Below are 16,718 nucleotides of genomic sequence, written 5' to 3' on the forward strand. Positions count from 1 at the left end.
GCAATGGTAGCAGAAGTGCGGGGAGGGCTCAGCCGCGGCCCTGGCGCGGGCTCAGGTATTCTTGTCGCTCGAGGAGACGAATCCATCCATGCCGAGCGATACCCATCCGCGGCCGTCCGAGATCAGCGGGCGGCAATCCCTGTTGATCTTCGCCTGTTTTGCCGCCGCTTACTTCTTTTCCTATGGCCTGCGTTCGGTCAATGCCGCGCTGGCGCCTTTCATCACTGCCGACCTGGCGCTGAACAAATCCCAGCTCGGCTGGCTGTCCTCGGCGTTTTTCATTTCGCTCGCCGCCATGCAGGCGCCGCTCGGCATCTGGCTGGACAGATACGGCGCCCGCCGAGTGGAGGCCTGCCTGCTTGCCATTGCCGCAGTGGGTTCGTTCGTCATGGTCTGGGCCGGAAACTTTGCCGCGACCTCGGCGGGGCGCATTCTCATCGGCGCCGGCGTGGCGGCCAGCCTCATGGCGCCGTTCTCGTACTTCCGCCGATGCTATCCGGTCGAAAAGCAGGCGCAACTGGGCCTGTGGCTGCTCGTGGCCGGCACCGGCGGGGCGGTGTTCTTCACTTCGCCCGCCGCGGCGCTGGCCAGCCATTTCGGATGGCGCAGCGTGCATCTGCTTTCCGGCATCTCGCTCGCGGTGGTCGCCGTCCTGCTCTGGCGCGTCGTGCCCGATCACGACGTCCTGATGCTCGATACCACTTCGCGCGCCGAGCAGGTCTCTTTATGGGGCTTGCTGCGCCACCCGGAGATATTGCGCGTGATGCCGCTGTCCGCGATCGGGCAGGGGGGCATTATTGCCTTGCAGACCTTGTGGGCCGGCCCGTGGATGATCGACGTGCTGGGGATGAGCCCCACGCGCAGCGCCACGCTGCTCCTGGCCATGATGCTGGTGATGACGCTGGGCTATGTGGTGATGGGGTTCGCCAGCCCGCCGCTGCAGCGCCGTTTCGGCTTGCGCAACGTGGCGTTGGCGGGCTATTTGTGCTGCTTCGTCGTGGTGTTCATGCTTGCCGTGGCGACGGGGCAGCTGGCCTGGCTGCTGTGGCTGGTCATGGCCGCGGCGGTCGCTCCCATCATGCTGATGCAGCCCTATCTTTCCACGCAGTTTCCGCGCGAGGCCGCGGGCCGGCTCGTCACGCTCTACAACATGTTCGTGTTCATCGGCGCCTTCGTCATCCAATGGGGAATCGGTGTCGTCGTCGACGGATTGGCGCAGGCCGGCATGGGCCGCGAAACGTCGTACGCGATCACGTTCGCCGGCCTGGGTGTGCTGCAGATCGCATCCCTGATCTGGTTCGCCAAGCGCCGCGAACCAGCTTGACGCCCACTCGGATTCGGCAAGAACCCAGTGCGTCACACCGAGAAACCCTCCCCATACCCAGGGCACAGCGGATCCGGCTCCGCCGGTCCGCCAGTGCCGCCCCCCGGGGGGCGCGCGCAAGCGCGTAGGGGGGGGGCCAAAAAGATGCCCGCATGAAGCGGGCTGATGGAGAAACTCGCGGAGATCCGCGTCGGACTCAGGAGCGCTTGTCCGCGGCCATATGGCGACGGTTCTCCACGTGCTGGGCGGTATTGCCATCGCCCAGCATGCCAAGTGCCTCGGTCTTCAGCGCATGAACGCATTGCGCCAGAAAACCATGCACGGCCGACAGCTGTTCGCGCTCGTAGCGGGCGCCGATGTGCGCGACGTCTTCAGCCACGGCACGCATGTGGCGTTCGATCTCCGCGCATTTTTCGGCCACCGGACGGATGACGACGATGCGCCGGTCCAGCGGGTGCTTGTCGCGTACCACGAAGCCGGTTGCCTCGAGCCTGTCGATGACGGCGGTCGTCCCGCCCGAGCTGATGCCAGCCAGGCAGGCCAACTGGCCGGTCGTGATGGGCTCGAACTCGATGACGAGTTCGAGCGCCTTCACGTCGACCATGCCCAGCCCGAGTCGTTCGGCCAATGCTGTCTGGTACAGCGAGGTGTAGACCGTCAAGCGGCGTCCCAACATCGTGACGATGTTGCTCAGCATCTCCTGGCTGTCCTCGTCCCGCTCCTCATGTTCCCGGGGTATCGGCCCGTGGGCCGAATGGCTCGAGGAACTCATTACGTTCTCCCAGTGAAGCATGGCCTCTCCTTTCAACGCTTGCCGGCGACGCCGCCGAGCAGGCCTCCCAACAGTCCCGTAACCGGCGAAAGCAGGCCGCCGTTGCCTTCGCCGCCGCCCAGGCCCGTGCCCTGGCCGACGCCTGCCGTCAGGCTGTTGACGGCGCCCGTGAGGTTGGTCAGGACGTTGCCCACCGGATTGGTGTTTTCCGGCGTGGCGTGTACCAGGCCGCCGACGCTGGAGACCGTCTGTCCCACACCGTTCAGCAGGCCGCCCACGCCGTTGCCTACGCCCGGCACGTTGCCGCCCAGGTCCGCGCCCACGCCGCTGATCGTGCTGCCCAGCGAGCCGAGCAGGCCGTTGACGGGTTCACCGAGGCCGGTGGCCGCGCCGAGGGTCTGGGTGGTGTTCGACACCGTGCCCGCCACGGGACTCACGATGGGATCGAGCGTGGCGCCGACGCCGCCGAGGGTGTCCTTGAGATTGAGCGGAGCCAGGTTGTCGACGGCTTGTCCCGTGTTGGCGAGGGCCGGTTGGAGGATGGGCTTGCCGTCCGCGCCGATGCCGCCCAGCAGGCCGCCGGCGATGGGGCCGAGGAGCCCGTCCGAATCCAGCAGGTGAGCGAGGTCGCCGGAGAGGATCGGGGCCAGCAGGCCACCATTCTCGCCGTTGCCGCCGCCGGTGACGCCGTTCAGGATGCCGGTGACGGGAGCCAGCACGCCGCCCTCGCCGCCAGTGACGCCGTTCAGGATGCCGGTGACGGGAGCCAGCACGCCGCCTTCGCCGCCGGTGACGCCGTTCAGGATGCCGGTGACGGGAGCCAGCACGCCGCCCTCGCCACCGGTGACGCCGTTCAGGATGCCGGTGACGGGAGCCAGCACGCCGCCTTCGCCGCCAGTGACGCCGTTCAGGATGCCGGTGACGGGAGCCAGCACGCCGCCTTCGCCGCCCGTGGCGCCATTCAGCAAGCCGGTGACCGGAGCCAGGATGCCGCCGTCGCCACCGGTGACGCCGTTCAGGATGCCGGTGACCGGGGCAAGGATGCCGCCGTCGCCGCCTGTGGCGGCCTTGGCGGAAGAGTCGCCGATGCCGACGGCCAAGCCGCCTTCGATGGTCAGCCCCAGGCCTTCGGTCAGGCTCTCGACCGAGCCCGTCAGGTTGGTCAGGACGTTGCCGACCGGGTTCTTGTTGGCATCGCTGGCATGTAGGATGCCGCCCGCGCTGGCGATGGTGTCGCCCAGACCGGAGACCAGGCCGCTGACGCCGGTGCCGGCCACGGGCAGGTTGGAGCCGAGGCTCTCGCCGAGGTTGGATACCGCGCCGCCTACCGAGGTGAGCAGGTCATTGACCGGCGCGCCCAGGCCCGTCTTGGCGCCGACTTCTTGCGTGACGCCCGTCACCGTGCCCACGACCGGGCTGACTGCCGGATCGAGGCCGGCGCCCAGTTGACCCAGCGTCTGGCCCAGGCCGAGGTCGACGACGTTGTCCACCGCGTCGCCGGTATTGGTGAGTGCCGGCTGCAGCACGGGGTTCTGGACCGCGCCGCCTTCGCCCAGGCCATTGAGCAACTGCGAGACCGGGCTCAGCAGCCCATCCTCGCCGGCCAGCGCGCCGGTCAGGCTGGAGACCGTGCCGGTGGCATTGTGAAGCACCGTGCCCAGCGGATTGGGGTTGTTTTCCGAGGCGTTGACCAGGCCGCCGACGCTGGCGACCGTATCGCCCAGGCCCGCGACGACTTCGCCCAGGCCGAGGTTGACCGGCAGGCCCGTGTTGTCGAGGGTTTGGCCGAGGTCCTTCACCGTGCCGCCGACCGAGGCCAGCAGGTTGTCGACGGGCTCGCCCACGCCGGTCGCAGCGCCGACCTGTTGCGTCAGGCCCGTGACGGTATTGCCCACCGGGACGACGATGCCGTCGAGTTTGGTGCCGACGTTGGTCAGCGTACCGGCCAGGCCGACGTCGACGATGTTGTCGCTCGCTTGGCCGACGTTGCCCAGGCTGGGAGCCAGAATGCCGCTGACAGGCGTGCCGGGGTTGCCGGGATTGCCGGGGTTATTGGGATTGCCCGGATTGTTGGGGTTGCCGGGGTTGTTGGGGTTGCCGGGGTTGTTGGGATTGTTCGGATCGCCCGGGTTGTTCGGATTGTTGGGGCTGTTCGGATCCCCGGGGTTGCCCGGGTTGCCGGGATTGGTGGGATCGGAACCGCCGCCGATTCCGGAGGTGATCGCCCCGGAGCCGGAACAACCGGCCAGCGTCGAAAGTGCGAGTACCACGGCTGCGACCAGGACGCGGGGGCCTGGCTTCGTTTGTTCTTGATGCATGGTTTTTCCCCTATCGCTGAAGCGGCAAGACTGCCTGCTGCGGCCTATCGAGCAAAACCTGTGCCAATGTGTTGCACATGTTGCGAGACGAGGGCACGCAGAGCGGCGCGATCACCCGGAAAACCTTGCAAACAGGGGATAAATCGAAAACTCAGGGAATTCGTGCGGCTGAGACGATGCGCCGAAATCCCTGGGAAGGCGGGGGGCGTAGACCCCGGGAAGCGGGGCTTCGTTACGTAGCAACGGGGCCGGTGTTACGTAACGAAGCGGGGGAGGGGATCAGTCGAAGCGCAACGAATAGTTGGCGTTGAGACGCAGCGGACGGTCGCTGCTATTGACAGGCTTGTCGCCGACAGGCTTGGCGATGTTGACGTCGAACGCATAGTGGCGCTGGTCGGTAACCCGCAGACCCAGCGCGACCGAGGTCAGCCTGTCCGTCAGCAGCCTGTAGCGGCTGTCGTTGAGGCTGACGCGCGCGTAGTCCGCCAGCACATAGGGCGTGACGCTTTGCAGATAGGGCAGGCCCACAGTGAAGCGCCGGTTCAGCTCGATCGATGCGCCATAGCCTTTGTCGCCGCCCAGTTCGCCCGCGGGATAGCCGCGGCCGAAGCGCGGGCCGCCGAACGTGACCTGCTCCGTGGTCGGAAGGGAATCCGAGCTGTATTGCCCCAGTGCCGCCAGCGAAATGCCGAACTGATGGGGCAGCACGAAGTTCTGGTTGACCGCCAGCGTATAGCGGGTGAAGTCCAGGTCGTAGCTGCTGTTGGCGCTCTGTTCGGCGCCGAGTCCGTCCACGCCTTTGTAGATGGCCGCCGTGATGCGGCGCGACTGCTTGTCGCCGGTTTGAGCGTAGGTCAGCTCGCCGCGCATCACGCGCAGGTGATTGGTCAGCGCGACCTGGTTGCCGGTGATGCGGCTGCTGTAGGTATCGTTGTTGCGCGAGGCATAGAAACCGGCGGTACCCGTCAACGATTCGCGATTCCGGAGAAGGAAGGGGTAGTTCACGCTCAGGCCCGCGCGCTGGTTGCGGACCCGCCGGTCGATGTTCTGCGCGTTGAGGCTGTCGTTCTCCGGATTGGCAGCGTAGCTATAGGCATCGGCGCGGACCGTCATGCCGTCGCTGCCGACCGGCACGGTGACGTTGGCGGCGTAGTACTCGAGATGGTCGCTGCCGCGCGGCACCGCCGTCGTGACCTGGACTTGCTCGGCCAGCGGCGTGAGGCTGTTGGCGGTCGCCGTCAGCATTGCGTGGACGCCGGTTCCCAGGTTGCCGATGCCCGTGTCCAGGCGGAACGCCTTGTGGCTGACGTTCAAGACCAGCTCCGTGGAGCCGTCGGCGCGTTTGGGCAGGCTCAATTCGGGTTTGACCGTGACGCCGGCCACCGTGGTCATCAGGTTCAGGTAGCGCTCCAGCGTGGCGTTGGTCAGGGGCCGCTCGGCCTCGATGCGCGCGGCGTAGTCGCGAAGCTTGGCAGCTCCGGCGCCGGCATCGCCTTCGATGCGCGTATTGCCCACATAGCCTTCGACCACCGTTACCTTGACCAGTCCGCCGCTGAAGTCCTGCGACTGGATCAGCGCGAAGGAAAGCGCATAGCCGGCATCGCGATAGAGCTGCGTGATGGCATTGGAGCGCTGGATGAGGTCGCCGACGGTGATTTCTTTGCCCGCCAGCGGTTCGAGCAGATCGATGACTTTCTGGAAGTCGATCGCGGTGACGCCGGACACATCGAACTGCGTGGGCACCAGGCGCTGGGACAGCACCGCCCGCAACGCCTCGTTCTGCGCGGGCACGGGAACGGCCACCTGCGGCGCGGGGGCGGGGGCGGGAGGGGGAACGGGCGGCAGCGATTCCGCCGGGTTTCCCCGAAGCGGGCTATCCGCCGATTGCGCCGCTAAAGGAACCAAGCCCCAGGCCAGCAGAACGGCCAAATAAAGCCTGCGGGATTCGGGTTTACCCGATGAGTGCGAAGTCATTGAGGAATATGGGCCTGTAAACGTAAACAATCATCAGCTGGCGAAGTGTGCCATATCAAAACGGTCTCAGGATGCCTCGCGATATGGCTCCGAGCCAGTTTTGACGCCATTTTTCGCAGTGGGACGTTTGTAGGACGTTACCGGAAGATACTAAAAAACTTTGTTAATAAGCCGGTTTTCGAATGTATCGAATATTCGCAAGGTTGCGATTATCTGTCGATTATCGGAAAGGCAAGGCCAGAAAAGCGATTGCCCGGTTCGTGTTTTCATCCGATTAATAGAAATTCTTCGGAAAACGGATATTGACAAGCTCGGAACGATACCTGTAGGGTGTGCGTAACCGAGCGTTACATAAAGAGAGACTATGCAGCCCGGAGATATTCTCCCTCTACGTTTCGACGCCAGCTTGGTCGCGCTGTCCTTTGTGATTTCGGCATTGGGCGCGTATGTGGCGTTATTGGCTGCCAGCCGTATCCGGACCATGGACGGGCGCGTCCACGCGGGGTACGTGATCGTCGCCGGCATCGCGCTGGGCGGCGTCGGTATATGGAGCATGCATTTCATCGGCATGCTCGCCCAAGTCATCCCGCTCGGGGTGGCGTACGGACTCTGGCTCAACCTGCTGAGCCTGGTGGTGGCGGTCGTCTTCGCCGGCGCTGCGCTGTGGTACGTCGGCAGCGCCCGGTTCTCGCTCGACCGCTGCGTGACGGGGGGCGTGCTGGCCGGATTCGGCGTGGCGGGCATGCATTACGTCGGCATGGGCTCCATGCGCATGGACGCCTTCTTCGACTGGAACGTCGGCCTGGTGCTGCTGTCGGTGGCGATCGCCGTCGCGGCGGCCACGGCGGCGATCTGGCTGGCCTTCAATCTCACTACCGAACTGCAGCGCGTCGCCGCCGCCGTGGTCATGGCGCTGGCCGTCTGCGGCATGCACTACACGGGGGCGGCCGCCGGCACCATCGTCTGCTCGACGCCGCGCGCTTTTACCGGCTGGCAACTGGACGGCAACGTGCTGCCTTATGCGGTATTCATGATTTCCATCGTGACGCTGGTCGTCATGCGTATCGAATTGCATCGCAGCTCGGAAGCCGTGCGCGCCAACGCCGCCCACCGGGTCGATCACCTGATTTATTCCCGCCAACGGCCGGAAAACCGGAAATAACGCGGTTTCGTGATATTCGCTTTAGTGGGGTTATTTTGGGGAGGTGCTATCGATAAAACTGCTCAAAACCCGATTGATCGGCAATAGATAAGGCCGGTTTAATTGTTTCTGATTTTTTCAGCGATGGAGATTAAAATGAATAAAGTGATGAAGTTTTTGAAGGAAGAGGACGGCGCTACTGCTATCGAGTATGGGTTGATCGCAGGTTTGATCGCAGTGGGTATTATCCTGGCTCTTACCAACTTGGGTACCGATCTTTCGGAGTTGTTTGGCCGTATAGGGGCCAAATTGGATGGGGCGACGGGGACATAATTCCGCTCACAATTGGCTGGAATAGGCGATGCCCAGTATCAATTGGTTTTTCATGCTTTTTTGCGGAGCCGTATTTGTATCAGACATGCTGTTTCGCAGAGTCTTCAACTGGCTATTGATATTAGGCATCGCCGTTAAAACGCTGGCGTTGGCAATGGGGGCCGATGTGCCCGAGGGGTTCGCTCAGCAATGGCAGGCGGCCTTGGGCGGAGCGGCGGCGGGGCTGGTTTTCATGCTGGCGTTTTATGTATTTCGCGTCATGGGCGCCGGCGATGTGAAGTTTTTCGCGGTGCTAGGACTTTGGCTGGGAGTAGCGCCGTTGGTGCCAATCTGGGTCGGGGGCGGCGTCTTGGCTGGTATTCATTGTCTGGCCGTAGTGATCGGTCGCAACAATGTGATGGGACAGTGGTGGGCGTTGCAGCGGGTGCCCGTTCAAGAGGCGGCATGCCGGCTGCCGGGAATACAGAAAGCGGGGAAGTGGGTGTCTGACACGCGTGGAGGGCGGCGGGGTGTTCCCTATGCTGCTTATCTTGCCGTTGCCGCCGTTGTGGTGGCCCATTGGAATTAATCAGGATCTCTAGGTTAGGTGAACGAAGGCGAGCGCGCCGTGGCCGTGCCGGTGGATGAAGTGGTGGGCACCGGAAACCGTGTCGCACCCGGAGATTTCGTCGATGTGTTCTTCACGCTCAAGCAAAGCCAGGACGTCAACAAGACCCAGGCCCGGCTGCTGTTGTCGCGTCTGCGCGTGCTGACCTACGGCGCCGCTTCGGCCGCGGGCGATGCGCCGGCCGACGATGGCGCCACCGTCGTGCGAAGCAACAACCCGCCCCCGGCCGCGCGCACGGCGGTGCTGGCCGTTCCCACGGCCGATGTGAACCGTCTGCTGCTCGCTACGCAGAACGGCAAGCTGCAATTGGTGCTGCGCAATCCCACCGATGCGACCGCGCCCGACGTGAGCCTCTTCCCCGAGCCGCCGCCGGTGCTTGCCAGCAAGGGCGGATTGACGAAGGAACAGCGCGAGGCACTCGAGCAGGCCGACAACCAGGCGTATGCGGGCCTGGAGCTGACGGGCCTGTCGGGCGGCGCGGCCCCACGGCCCGCTCCGGCGGTGCGCCCCCGGCCGCGGCAGCCGGCCGCCGCGCCCAGGGAGCAAGCCAATACGGTGGAAGTGGTGCGCGGCACCAAGCGTGAAGTCGTCGGGTTTTAACGGGTAGAGCCTCAATGAAGACAAGCAATCAGGGTTTCGTTCGGCGTCTGGCACCCTTGGCCATGGCATTGACGCTGTCTTTCGCCATGCCGGCCGGCGCGGCCGACGATGCCGGTCCGCGGCAGATATCGGTGGCCGTGCGCGACCATTACCAATTGAGCATCCCGGGCAACCTGGAGCGCGTCTCGGTCGTGGATCCCGAGGTGGCCGACGTGGTCATCGAGAAAGGCAGCGGCAACCGCAAGGGCGGGGTGCTGGTCGTAGGCAAGAAGCCTGGCACGACGATGGTCTCGGTATGGCAGCGCGGCGCGGCCGCGCCGCAGGCATACCTGGTGCGCGTGACCGGCGACCTCGCCACGCTGGTGGGCGATGGCGATGGCGCCAAGGCGCAGATCTACGGCGACGCCGCGGTGCTGAGCGGCCAGGCGCCGTCCCTGCTATCGCACCGGCGCGCCGTTGCCGCCGCCAGCGACGCGGTGGGAAGCGACAGCGTGTTCGACGCGTCCACCATCGAGACCGGCGGCGTCGTGCAGGTGGAAGTCAAGGTCGTCGAGTTCAGCAAACAGGTGTTGAAGGATGCGGGCTTCAACTTCTCGGCGTCCAATCGCCGCGGCAGTTTCAGCTTCGGGCTGGCGAGCGACCTCGCTCCCACCGGCAAGGCCTTCGACCTGACGCTGGGGCTGAGCCGGGGCAATTTCCTTCTCAATAGCAACCTGCGGCTGCTCGAAAGCAACGGGCTGGCCCGCGTGCTGGCCGAGCCGACGCTGACGGCCCTGTCCGGCCAGAGCGCGAAATTCCTGGCGGGCGGCGAGTTGCCGGTACCGCAGTCCGGCGGCCTGGGTACGACTACGGTCTCGTACAAGCCCTTCGGCATCGGCCTGACCCTGACGCCCACCGTCTTGTCCAAGGACCGCATCGCCCTCAAGGTCGCGCCCGAGGCCAGCGACCTGGATTGGACCAACGGTGTGACGGTCAACAACATCCAGATTCCGGCCATCATCACCCGCCGGGCCGATACCACGGTCGAACTGGGCGATGGCGAGAGCTTCGTCATCGGCGGCCTGGTGTCGCGTTCGACCGTGTCGAATCTGGACAAGCTGCCGTTCCTGGGCGACCTGCCCATCATCGGCACCTTCTTTCGGAACATGACCTATACGCAGAAAGAGAAAGAGCTGCTTATCGTCGTCACGCCACATCTGGTCAAGCCGCTGGCCCGGGGCGTCAAGCTCCCGATGCCGGGCGACAACGAGAAGCGCGACACGCCGACCAACGCGTGGGGGCACTTCCTCCTGGGTATAGCGAGTAATGATGAGTTGCCCGGTTTTTCCAAGTGAGGCCGTGCCGGGTATCTGCAGGAGTCGGTTATGAACGCCCCGAGCAAGGAGTTGGCGAGTCTTCTGGATACTCGCCGTTTCCTGTTCTTTACCGGCGATAGTTCGTCGGCGCAGCGGCTTGCCGCGGTGTTGAGGCACGACGGCGTGGTGGTCCAGGAGGATGTCGTTCCGGACCGCCTGTCTGCGCGGCTGGCCGAACTCGGACCGCAGATGGTCTTGCTGGATTTCGGCGCCGACGAGAACGAACCCGGCAAGCTCTTGCATGCGACCGACCTGGCGCGGACGCTGGCGCGCGTGGCCCCGGCGCTGCCGGTGGTCGCGGTCGGCAGCATGATGCGTCCGCAAGGGGCAGTTGCCGCGCTGCGGGCCGGCGTGCGGGATTTCATCGATCCGGCCGACGAAACCGAAGTGCGAGACGTCGTCCGGCGCGTACTGCAGTCCCATGCCGCGAGCAACGTGCCCGGCCGCGGGCAACTGGTAGTGCTGCTGGGCGTGCGGGCCGGGCTGGGGACTTCCACGCTGGCCGCGCACCTGAGCACGATGGCCCAACTGCAAGGCCAGGGCACGGGCCAGGCCGAGGGACGGCCCAACGGCAGCCTGCGCGGCCCCGCGGCGCTGCTCGATCTGGGCCTGCCCGTGGCCGACGGGCAGCTTTATCTGAACGTATCGGGCAACTTCCACTTTGCCGAAGCCGTGCGCAACCTGCGCCGCTTCGACGACACGCTGGTCAACACCGCGCTTACGCGCAGCGCCAGCGGCGTGGCGGTGATCTCCCTGCCGCGCGACCTGGCGGAGATGCGTACCGTCTCCCATGCGGATTCCCTCGGCCTGCTGGACAAGCTGCGCCAGCACTTCGGCTTGCTGGTGGCCGACGTAGGCGGCTTCTCCAATCCCGATTTCGTCGCGGGCCTGGTGCGGGCCGCCGACCAGACCTGGCTGGTGACCGACCAGTCCGTGGGGGCGCTCGTCTCGCTGGCCGACACGTTGCGCGACCTGGATGGCCGCGACGTGGACCGAGATCGCCTGCGCCTGGTGGTGAACCGCTACGACGAGCGCTACGGGATGACGGCCGACCAGATCGCCCAGCGTTTCGACATGACGCTGCTGGGGACGCTACCGGACCGCGCGCTGGCATTGATGAAGAGCACCAATCAGGGCCGGCTCCTGAACGAGGTCGCGGATCGCGATCCCTACGTCCGGTCCGTGCAGTGCCTGGTGGATTCCCTGGGTTCCTACGATCAGGCCGTGCCGCCGGGCACGAAATGGCTGTCGCGGTGGCTGCCGGGCCTGCACAAGCACCTGGTGGCCCGATGAATGAAGGTTTTGGCTTCGAGCGCATAAGCATGCGGAGAATGTAATCATGACGGCATCGATCGAGTTTGCCGACGACAGTCCGGCCTTTGCCAACACCCAGCGCTTCCAGGACGTCAAGGCCGCGGCCCACGAACACCTGCTGTCGCGCATCGAGGAACTCGGCGCAGAATTCGGGCGCTGGTCCAGGACCGCAATCCAGCAGTTCGTCGACCTCGAGGTGGACAGCTTCGTGCGGCTGCGGCGGGTGCCGATCAACGAGGCCGAGCTCAGGCTGGTCGCGGCATCGCTGACCAAGGAATTGGCGGGCCTGGGGCCGCTCGAAGACCTCCTGGCCGATCCGGCGGTCGAGGACATCCTGATCAACGGCTACGACAACGTATTCGTCTCGCGCCGGGGCGTCCTGCAACGCGAGACCTTGCGCTTTACCGACAACCAGCACCTGCTGCGCATCGTGCGCCGCATCCTGGCGCCGCTGGGCCGGCGGCTGGACGAGTCCAGCCCCATGGTCGACGCGCGCCTGCCCGATGGCGGGCGATTGAACGTGGTCATCGAGCCCCTGTCCGTGGACGGGCCGATGGTCTCGATCCGGAAGTTCCGCCAGGACCCGCTCAAGCCGGCCGACCTGCTTGCGCTGGGCACCTTCAACGAGGAAATCCACCGCCTGCTCAGCCTCGCCGTGCGGGAGCGCTGCAACATCCTCGTATCGGGCGGCACGAGCTCGGGCAAGACTTCGTTGTTGAACGCGCTGGCGTTCTTCATCCCGGAAACCGAGCGCGTGGTGACGGTTGAAGACACTGCTGAACTCTCGCTGAACCATCCGCACGTGGTGCGTCTGGAGTCCCGCCAGGGCGGCTTCGACGGCGCGGGGCAGGTCACGATCCGCGATCTCATCCGCAACAGTTTGCGCATGCGCCCCGACCGGGTGGTGGTGGGCGAAGTGCGCGGCCCGGAAGTCATGGACATGTTGCAGGCCATGAACACCGGCCATGAGGGATCGATGGCGACCATCCACGCCAACTCGCCGCGCGAATGCCTGTACCGGATCGAGATGCTGGCCGGCTTTGCGGGCTTCCAGGGCAGCGAGGACAGCCTGCGCCGGCAGATCGCCAGCGCGCTGGACTTCATCGTGCAGATCGCCCGCCTGTCCAACGGCCGCCGCCGCATCGTTTCCATTTCCGAAGTCACGGGCATGGGCGACAACGTGATCGCGACCCAGGAGCTGTATCGCCACGAGAGCTTCGTCGGTCCCGACGGCGAGGAAAAAGACCGCTGGGTCTCGCTGGGCATTCATCCGCATACGCCCAAGCTGGCCAGGTATCGCGATCAGTTGCGCGTGACGACCGCGCCGGAAGCGCCGGCGAGCGGCAGCGGCTTCTGGTCCAGGGGGCGGTGATGTCGGTCCAGATACTGGCCATCCTGTGCGTCGCGCTGCTGCTGGTGGCAGTGGGCCTCTGGCTGTGGCAGGGCGCGAGCGAGCGCGGCCGGCGCCAGGCCGCGAGCGCTTTCGTGGAGGAGCAGCTCAATCGCTCGTTCGACCCCACGCGCGCGGTGGTGGCGACGGCGCAGCAGCTCTATCCGCCCGTGCGTCCGCGAGGCGTGCGCGGCCGCTTGCAGAATATGATGCTGCGCGCGGGCATCGAGCCGGGGCTCGGCTTCTTCATCCCATGGATTGCGGCGCTGGTGCTGCTGCCCCTGCTGGCGCTGCTGTTCGGCGGCGCGCTCGCGGCAGTGGTGATGCTGGGCATGGTGCTGCTGGCCGTCCTGTTCCAGCTCTGGTGGTGCGCGGACAAGCGCCGGCAGAAGATGGTGCGGCAGTTGCCCGGCTTCATCGATGCGCTGGTGCGGCTCATCACCATCGGCAACAGCCTCGGATCGGCTTTCCACACCGCGGTCGCCTCGGTCGATGCGCCGCTGTTCGAAGTGCTGGAGCGCGCCAATCAGCTGAATCGCGCCGGGATGGAGCTGGATGCCGCGCTGGTTCATGCGGCGCGCCTTTATCGCTTCTACGAGCTCGAGCTGGTGGCCGCGGTGATCGGCGTGGCGCTGCGCTTCGGCGGGCGCAGCGACCAGGTGCTCGAGCGCATGGCGGCGTTCATGCGCGACCTGCAGCAGGCGCGGGAGGAGCTGCATGCGCTCTCGGCGGAGGTCCGGCTGTCGGCATGGATCCTGGCATTGCTGCCCGTGCTCGTGGCCGGATTCATCATCGTCTTCAACAACGCCATGTTCATGGGCATGTGGACCGACCCGGTGGGACAGAAGATGCTGATCGGCGCATTCGCCCTGCAACTGGTGGGTTCCTTCTGGCTGTATCGCATGGCCAAATCGGTTTGAATCTATGTCTACACAACTGCTGACCGCCGCATCCCTGGTCCTGTTCGCCGCCGCGGCGCTGCTGGTGGGCGTGGCCATCCTCATACGCGGATCGCGCCAGAGCCGCAGCCGCCAGGTCGTGGACAGCGCCATCACCGCGCGCGCCAATTCGGTGCTGGAGGATGCGCTGGCCAAGGCCGCCTCGCCGTCGAAGCAAGGCCGAATGAGCGCGATGTTCGACAGCGCGGCCCAGCTCGGGGAGAAGTGGGAGCGTGGCCGCCTGGGCAATTATCTGCTCGAGGCGGAGGACCGCCTGCTGATCGACCGGTGCGGATTCAGCGATCAAGGCCGGGCGCGTGCGCTCTATATCTTCTCGCGCGCCGTGCTGGCCGTCATCGTGCCCATCCTCGCCTGGTTCTTCGGCAGCGGCGGCTTCATGGGGACGGTGCTGTCGCTGTTCGTCGGTTTCGCGCTCGGCTACATGGTGCCCAAGTGGGTGCTGCGGCGCCTGGCCGCCTCGCGCACGCGCAAGGCGTCCGAGGAACTGCCCCTCCTGATCGATCTGTTGCGGCTGCTGCAAGGCGTCGGCCTGTCCATCGACCAGAGCCTGCACGTGATCGTGACCGAGTTCCGCACCGTGCTGCCGGTATTGGCCGCGGAACTGGAGATCGCCGTCAACCAGTACGCCCGGGGATTGTCGCGCGAGCAGTCGCTGCAACGGCTGGCGACGGGATTCGGCAACGAAGAGCTGACCGCGGTGGCGCGCATGATCGTGCAGGTGGACAAGCACGGCGGCGCAGTGCAGGAGCCGCTCAAGCAGTTCTCGGAACGGGTGCGCGAACAGCGCCGCATGGAGTTGAAAGAGCGTGTGGGCAAGCTGACGGTGAAGATGACCGGCGTCATGGTGCTGACTTTGCTGCCCGCGCTCATCATCGTTACGGGAGGCGCGGGATTCCTGGCCGTCTTCCGCGGATTGGCAAGGCTGGGAGGTTGACCGTGGGCGCATTCATTCAAATCGGCGCCGCGCGCGCCGCCGGTCTGGCGGGGCTGCTTCTGCTGGCGGGCGGCTGCAGCTCCACGCCATCGGGATACGGCGTCTCGGCTCCCAAGTTCAACGACGAGGCGATGCTGCGCCAGCAGGTCGCCAACGACGAACCCACCGCGAACAGCCGCGGCATGTACCTGTCCCTGATCCGCGAGATGCAAGGCAAGGGACTGTATTTCGCCTCGCTGGCCCATATCGACGCCTTCGAGCAGCGCCACGGCATCGCGCCCGATGTCGAGCTGCTGCGCGGCCATGCCTTGCGCGAAGCGGGGCAATCGGAGGAAAGCGCCGCAGTCTATCGCAAGCTGCTGAACACGGAGGTCGGCGCGGCGGCGGCGCAGGGGCTGGGTCTCCTGGCCGGTGCGCGCGGCGACTATGCCAATGCGGTGGCGTCGCTGCGCGAGGCGGCCCGTCTCGATCCGACCAACGCGCTGATCGTCAGCGATCTCGGCTACGCCCTGCTGCGCAGCGGCGACACCGCGGCGGCGCGCCTGCCCATCGCCCAGGCGGCGGAACTGGCGCCCGACAATCCCAAGATCCTCGGCAACCTGGCGCTGCTGATGCTGGTGTCGGGCGACACCGGCCGGGCCGACACCGTCATGAGCAAGGCCGGCCTGTCGGCCGACGCCCGCGCCACGGTACGCAAGATGGCCGAAGACATCGCGCGCCAGCAACCCGCCAGGCGGCCCGATGCGGTGGCCGCCGTCCAGAAGGCGCCGACCCCTGTACCCGCACCCGGGGTCGTGCGGTTTGCCGTGTCGTCCGCCGCTCCCGAGATGTCGCGCGTACCGGCAGGGCCGATCGCCACGCCGGGCCTGCCCGAAGCGACGAACGCTCCCCGGGTGCGCCAAGCGGAAGCCGTCTCCGGTACGGAGGCGGTGCCGGCGGCAAATCCGATGATGGCGCCGCAGCCGGCGTCCGCGCCGGTCCTGCAACCCGTGCGGGTGCCCATGCAGTCCATGCTCGACAGGTTTAGCTCGAATACACCCTGAAGCCCCGGACGGCCGACACGATGGGATTCCTTTCAACGACGAATACAAGTGGAACCAAGGCGATCATGAAACGTACCAGCCAATCCCCGCATGGACTGTCCTCCCCGCGGCGCGCGAGCCGCTACCTGATGCTGGCCGCGCTGCTGGCGGCGCCGGTCGCGCACGGGCAGAGCAATGCGCCGGTGACGGGATCGATGATGCAGGTCACGCCCGAACAGCGTGCCCGGATGGAAGAGGCCGCGCGCCAGGCCCAGGCCGAAGAGCAGGCCCGCCGGGCCGCCGCTGCGCAACAGCAGGCCGCGCAGCAACAAGCCGCCCAACAGCAGGCCGCACAGCGGGCCGCGCAGCAGCAAGCCGTGCAACAGCAGGCGCTGCGGGAAGCGCAGATGCGCGCCGCGCAGCAGCAGGCGCCGGGCGCGGCGCCAACCCAGCAGGCCGCGCCGGCGGCTTCGCGTCCCACGTCATCGGTGGTGCGGCAGGTGCCCGGGCCGGGCGCGGCGCCCGCCGCATCGGCCCAGCCGTCGTCCACGCAGCGTCCGCAGGTCGTCCAGTCCCCCGAGCAGCGGGTGACGACGGTGGTGACGCCCCAGGCGGCCGCGGCCACCCCGCCGGCCACGGCCCAGCCTGCGTCCGCCGCGCCCGCGACGGCGGCTA

14 protein-coding genes and 1 pseudogene are annotated in these 16,718 nt (G+C 66.3%); 12 read left to right on the forward strand and 3 right to left on the reverse strand.

All coding sequences use genetic code 11. The annotated features are described in order from the left end of the window. The first annotated feature begins 88 nt into the window (after positions 1-88). Entirely contained in the window at positions 89-1,324 is a 1,236-nt protein-coding gene (locus CDO44_RS22340; RefSeq protein ID WP_087782460.1) for a nitrate/nitrite transporter, read from the forward strand. 196 nt (positions 1,325-1,520) lie between these two features. Here CDO44_RS22340 and CDO44_RS22345 read toward each other — a convergent pair whose 3' ends face one another. The 3 genes from CDO44_RS22345 to CDO44_RS22355 all read right to left on the reverse strand — a co-directional run bounded on the left by CDO44_RS22345 (position 1,521) and on the right by CDO44_RS22355 (position 6,205). Next, a complete protein-coding gene (locus tag CDO44_RS22345; protein WP_087782461.1) occupies positions 1,521-2,096 on the reverse strand; it encodes a MarR family winged helix-turn-helix transcriptional regulator in 576 nt (191 codons plus the stop codon). 32 nt (positions 2,097-2,128) lie between these two features. Further along, a complete protein-coding gene (locus CDO44_RS22350; protein ID WP_087782462.1) occupies positions 2,129-4,414 on the reverse strand; it encodes a collagen-like triple helix repeat-containing protein in 2,286 nt (761 codons plus the stop codon). Positions 4,415-4,693: 279 nt separating this feature from the next. Then, entirely contained in the window at positions 4,694-6,205 is a 1,512-nt protein-coding gene (locus tag CDO44_RS22355) for a ShlB/FhaC/HecB family hemolysin secretion/activation protein (protein WP_233146310.1), read from the reverse strand. Positions 6,206-6,752: 547 nt separating this feature from the next. Here CDO44_RS22355 and CDO44_RS22360 point away from each other — a divergent pair. The 11 genes and pseudogenes from CDO44_RS22360 to CDO44_RS22410 form a co-directional block, all read left to right on the forward strand. Further along, positions 6,753-7,550 (forward strand): MHYT domain-containing protein, encoded by a 798-nt coding sequence (locus tag CDO44_RS22360; RefSeq protein WP_087782464.1) that lies wholly within the window; start codon positions 6,753-6,755, stop codon positions 7,548-7,550. A 135-nt stretch (positions 7,551-7,685) separates the two neighbouring features. Continuing rightward, positions 7,686-7,862: a Flp family type IVb pilin gene (locus CDO44_RS22365; RefSeq protein WP_087782465.1), complete on the forward strand. Its 177-nt coding sequence runs from the start codon at positions 7,686-7,688 to the stop codon at positions 7,860-7,862. A 28-nt stretch (positions 7,863-7,890) separates the two neighbouring features. Then, a complete protein-coding gene (locus CDO44_RS22370) occupies positions 7,891-8,430 on the forward strand; it encodes a prepilin peptidase (RefSeq protein WP_087782466.1) in 540 nt (179 codons plus the stop codon). An 18-nt stretch (positions 8,431-8,448) separates the two neighbouring features. Further along, entirely contained in the window at positions 8,449-9,069 is a 621-nt protein-coding gene (gene cpaB, locus CDO44_RS22375) for a Flp pilus assembly protein CpaB (protein ID WP_087782467.1), read from the forward strand. A 14-nt stretch (positions 9,070-9,083) separates the two neighbouring features. Further along, positions 9,084-10,403, forward strand: a complete 1,320-nt coding sequence (locus CDO44_RS22380; RefSeq protein WP_087782468.1) for a type II and III secretion system protein family protein — start codon at positions 9,084-9,086, stop codon at positions 10,401-10,403. A 30-nt stretch (positions 10,404-10,433) separates the two neighbouring features. Next, positions 10,434-11,717: a MinD/ParA family protein gene (locus CDO44_RS22385; protein WP_087782469.1), complete on the forward strand. Its 1,284-nt coding sequence runs from the start codon at positions 10,434-10,436 to the stop codon at positions 11,715-11,717. A gap of 46 nt (positions 11,718-11,763) precedes the next feature. Further along, a complete protein-coding gene (locus CDO44_RS22390; RefSeq protein ID WP_087782470.1) occupies positions 11,764-13,110 on the forward strand; it encodes a CpaF family protein in 1,347 nt (448 codons plus the stop codon). Next, positions 13,110-14,048: a type II secretion system F family protein gene (locus CDO44_RS22395; protein ID WP_087782471.1), complete on the forward strand. Its 939-nt coding sequence runs from the start codon at positions 13,110-13,112 to the stop codon at positions 14,046-14,048. Before CDO44_RS22390 ends, CDO44_RS22395 begins: the two co-directional genes overlap by 1 nt. A 4-nt stretch (positions 14,049-14,052) precedes the next feature. After that, positions 14,053-15,021, forward strand: coding sequence for a type II secretion system F family protein (locus CDO44_RS22400; RefSeq protein WP_087782472.1), 969 nt, complete (start codon positions 14,053-14,055; stop codon positions 15,019-15,021). A gap of 2 nt (positions 15,022-15,023) precedes the next feature. Then, positions 15,024-16,064: a tetratricopeptide repeat protein gene (locus CDO44_RS22405; RefSeq protein WP_233146312.1), complete on the forward strand. Its 1,041-nt coding sequence runs from the start codon at positions 15,024-15,026 to the stop codon at positions 16,062-16,064. A 65-nt stretch (positions 16,065-16,129) separates the two neighbouring features. Next, positions 16,130-16,718 (forward strand): annotated as a pseudogene (locus CDO44_RS22410) (hypothetical protein); the annotation flags it as partial.

This window comes from Pigmentiphaga sp. NML080357, from assembly GCF_002188465.1.
In the GTDB taxonomy this organism is placed as follows: domain Bacteria; phylum Pseudomonadota; class Gammaproteobacteria; order Burkholderiales; family Burkholderiaceae_B; genus Pigmentiphaga.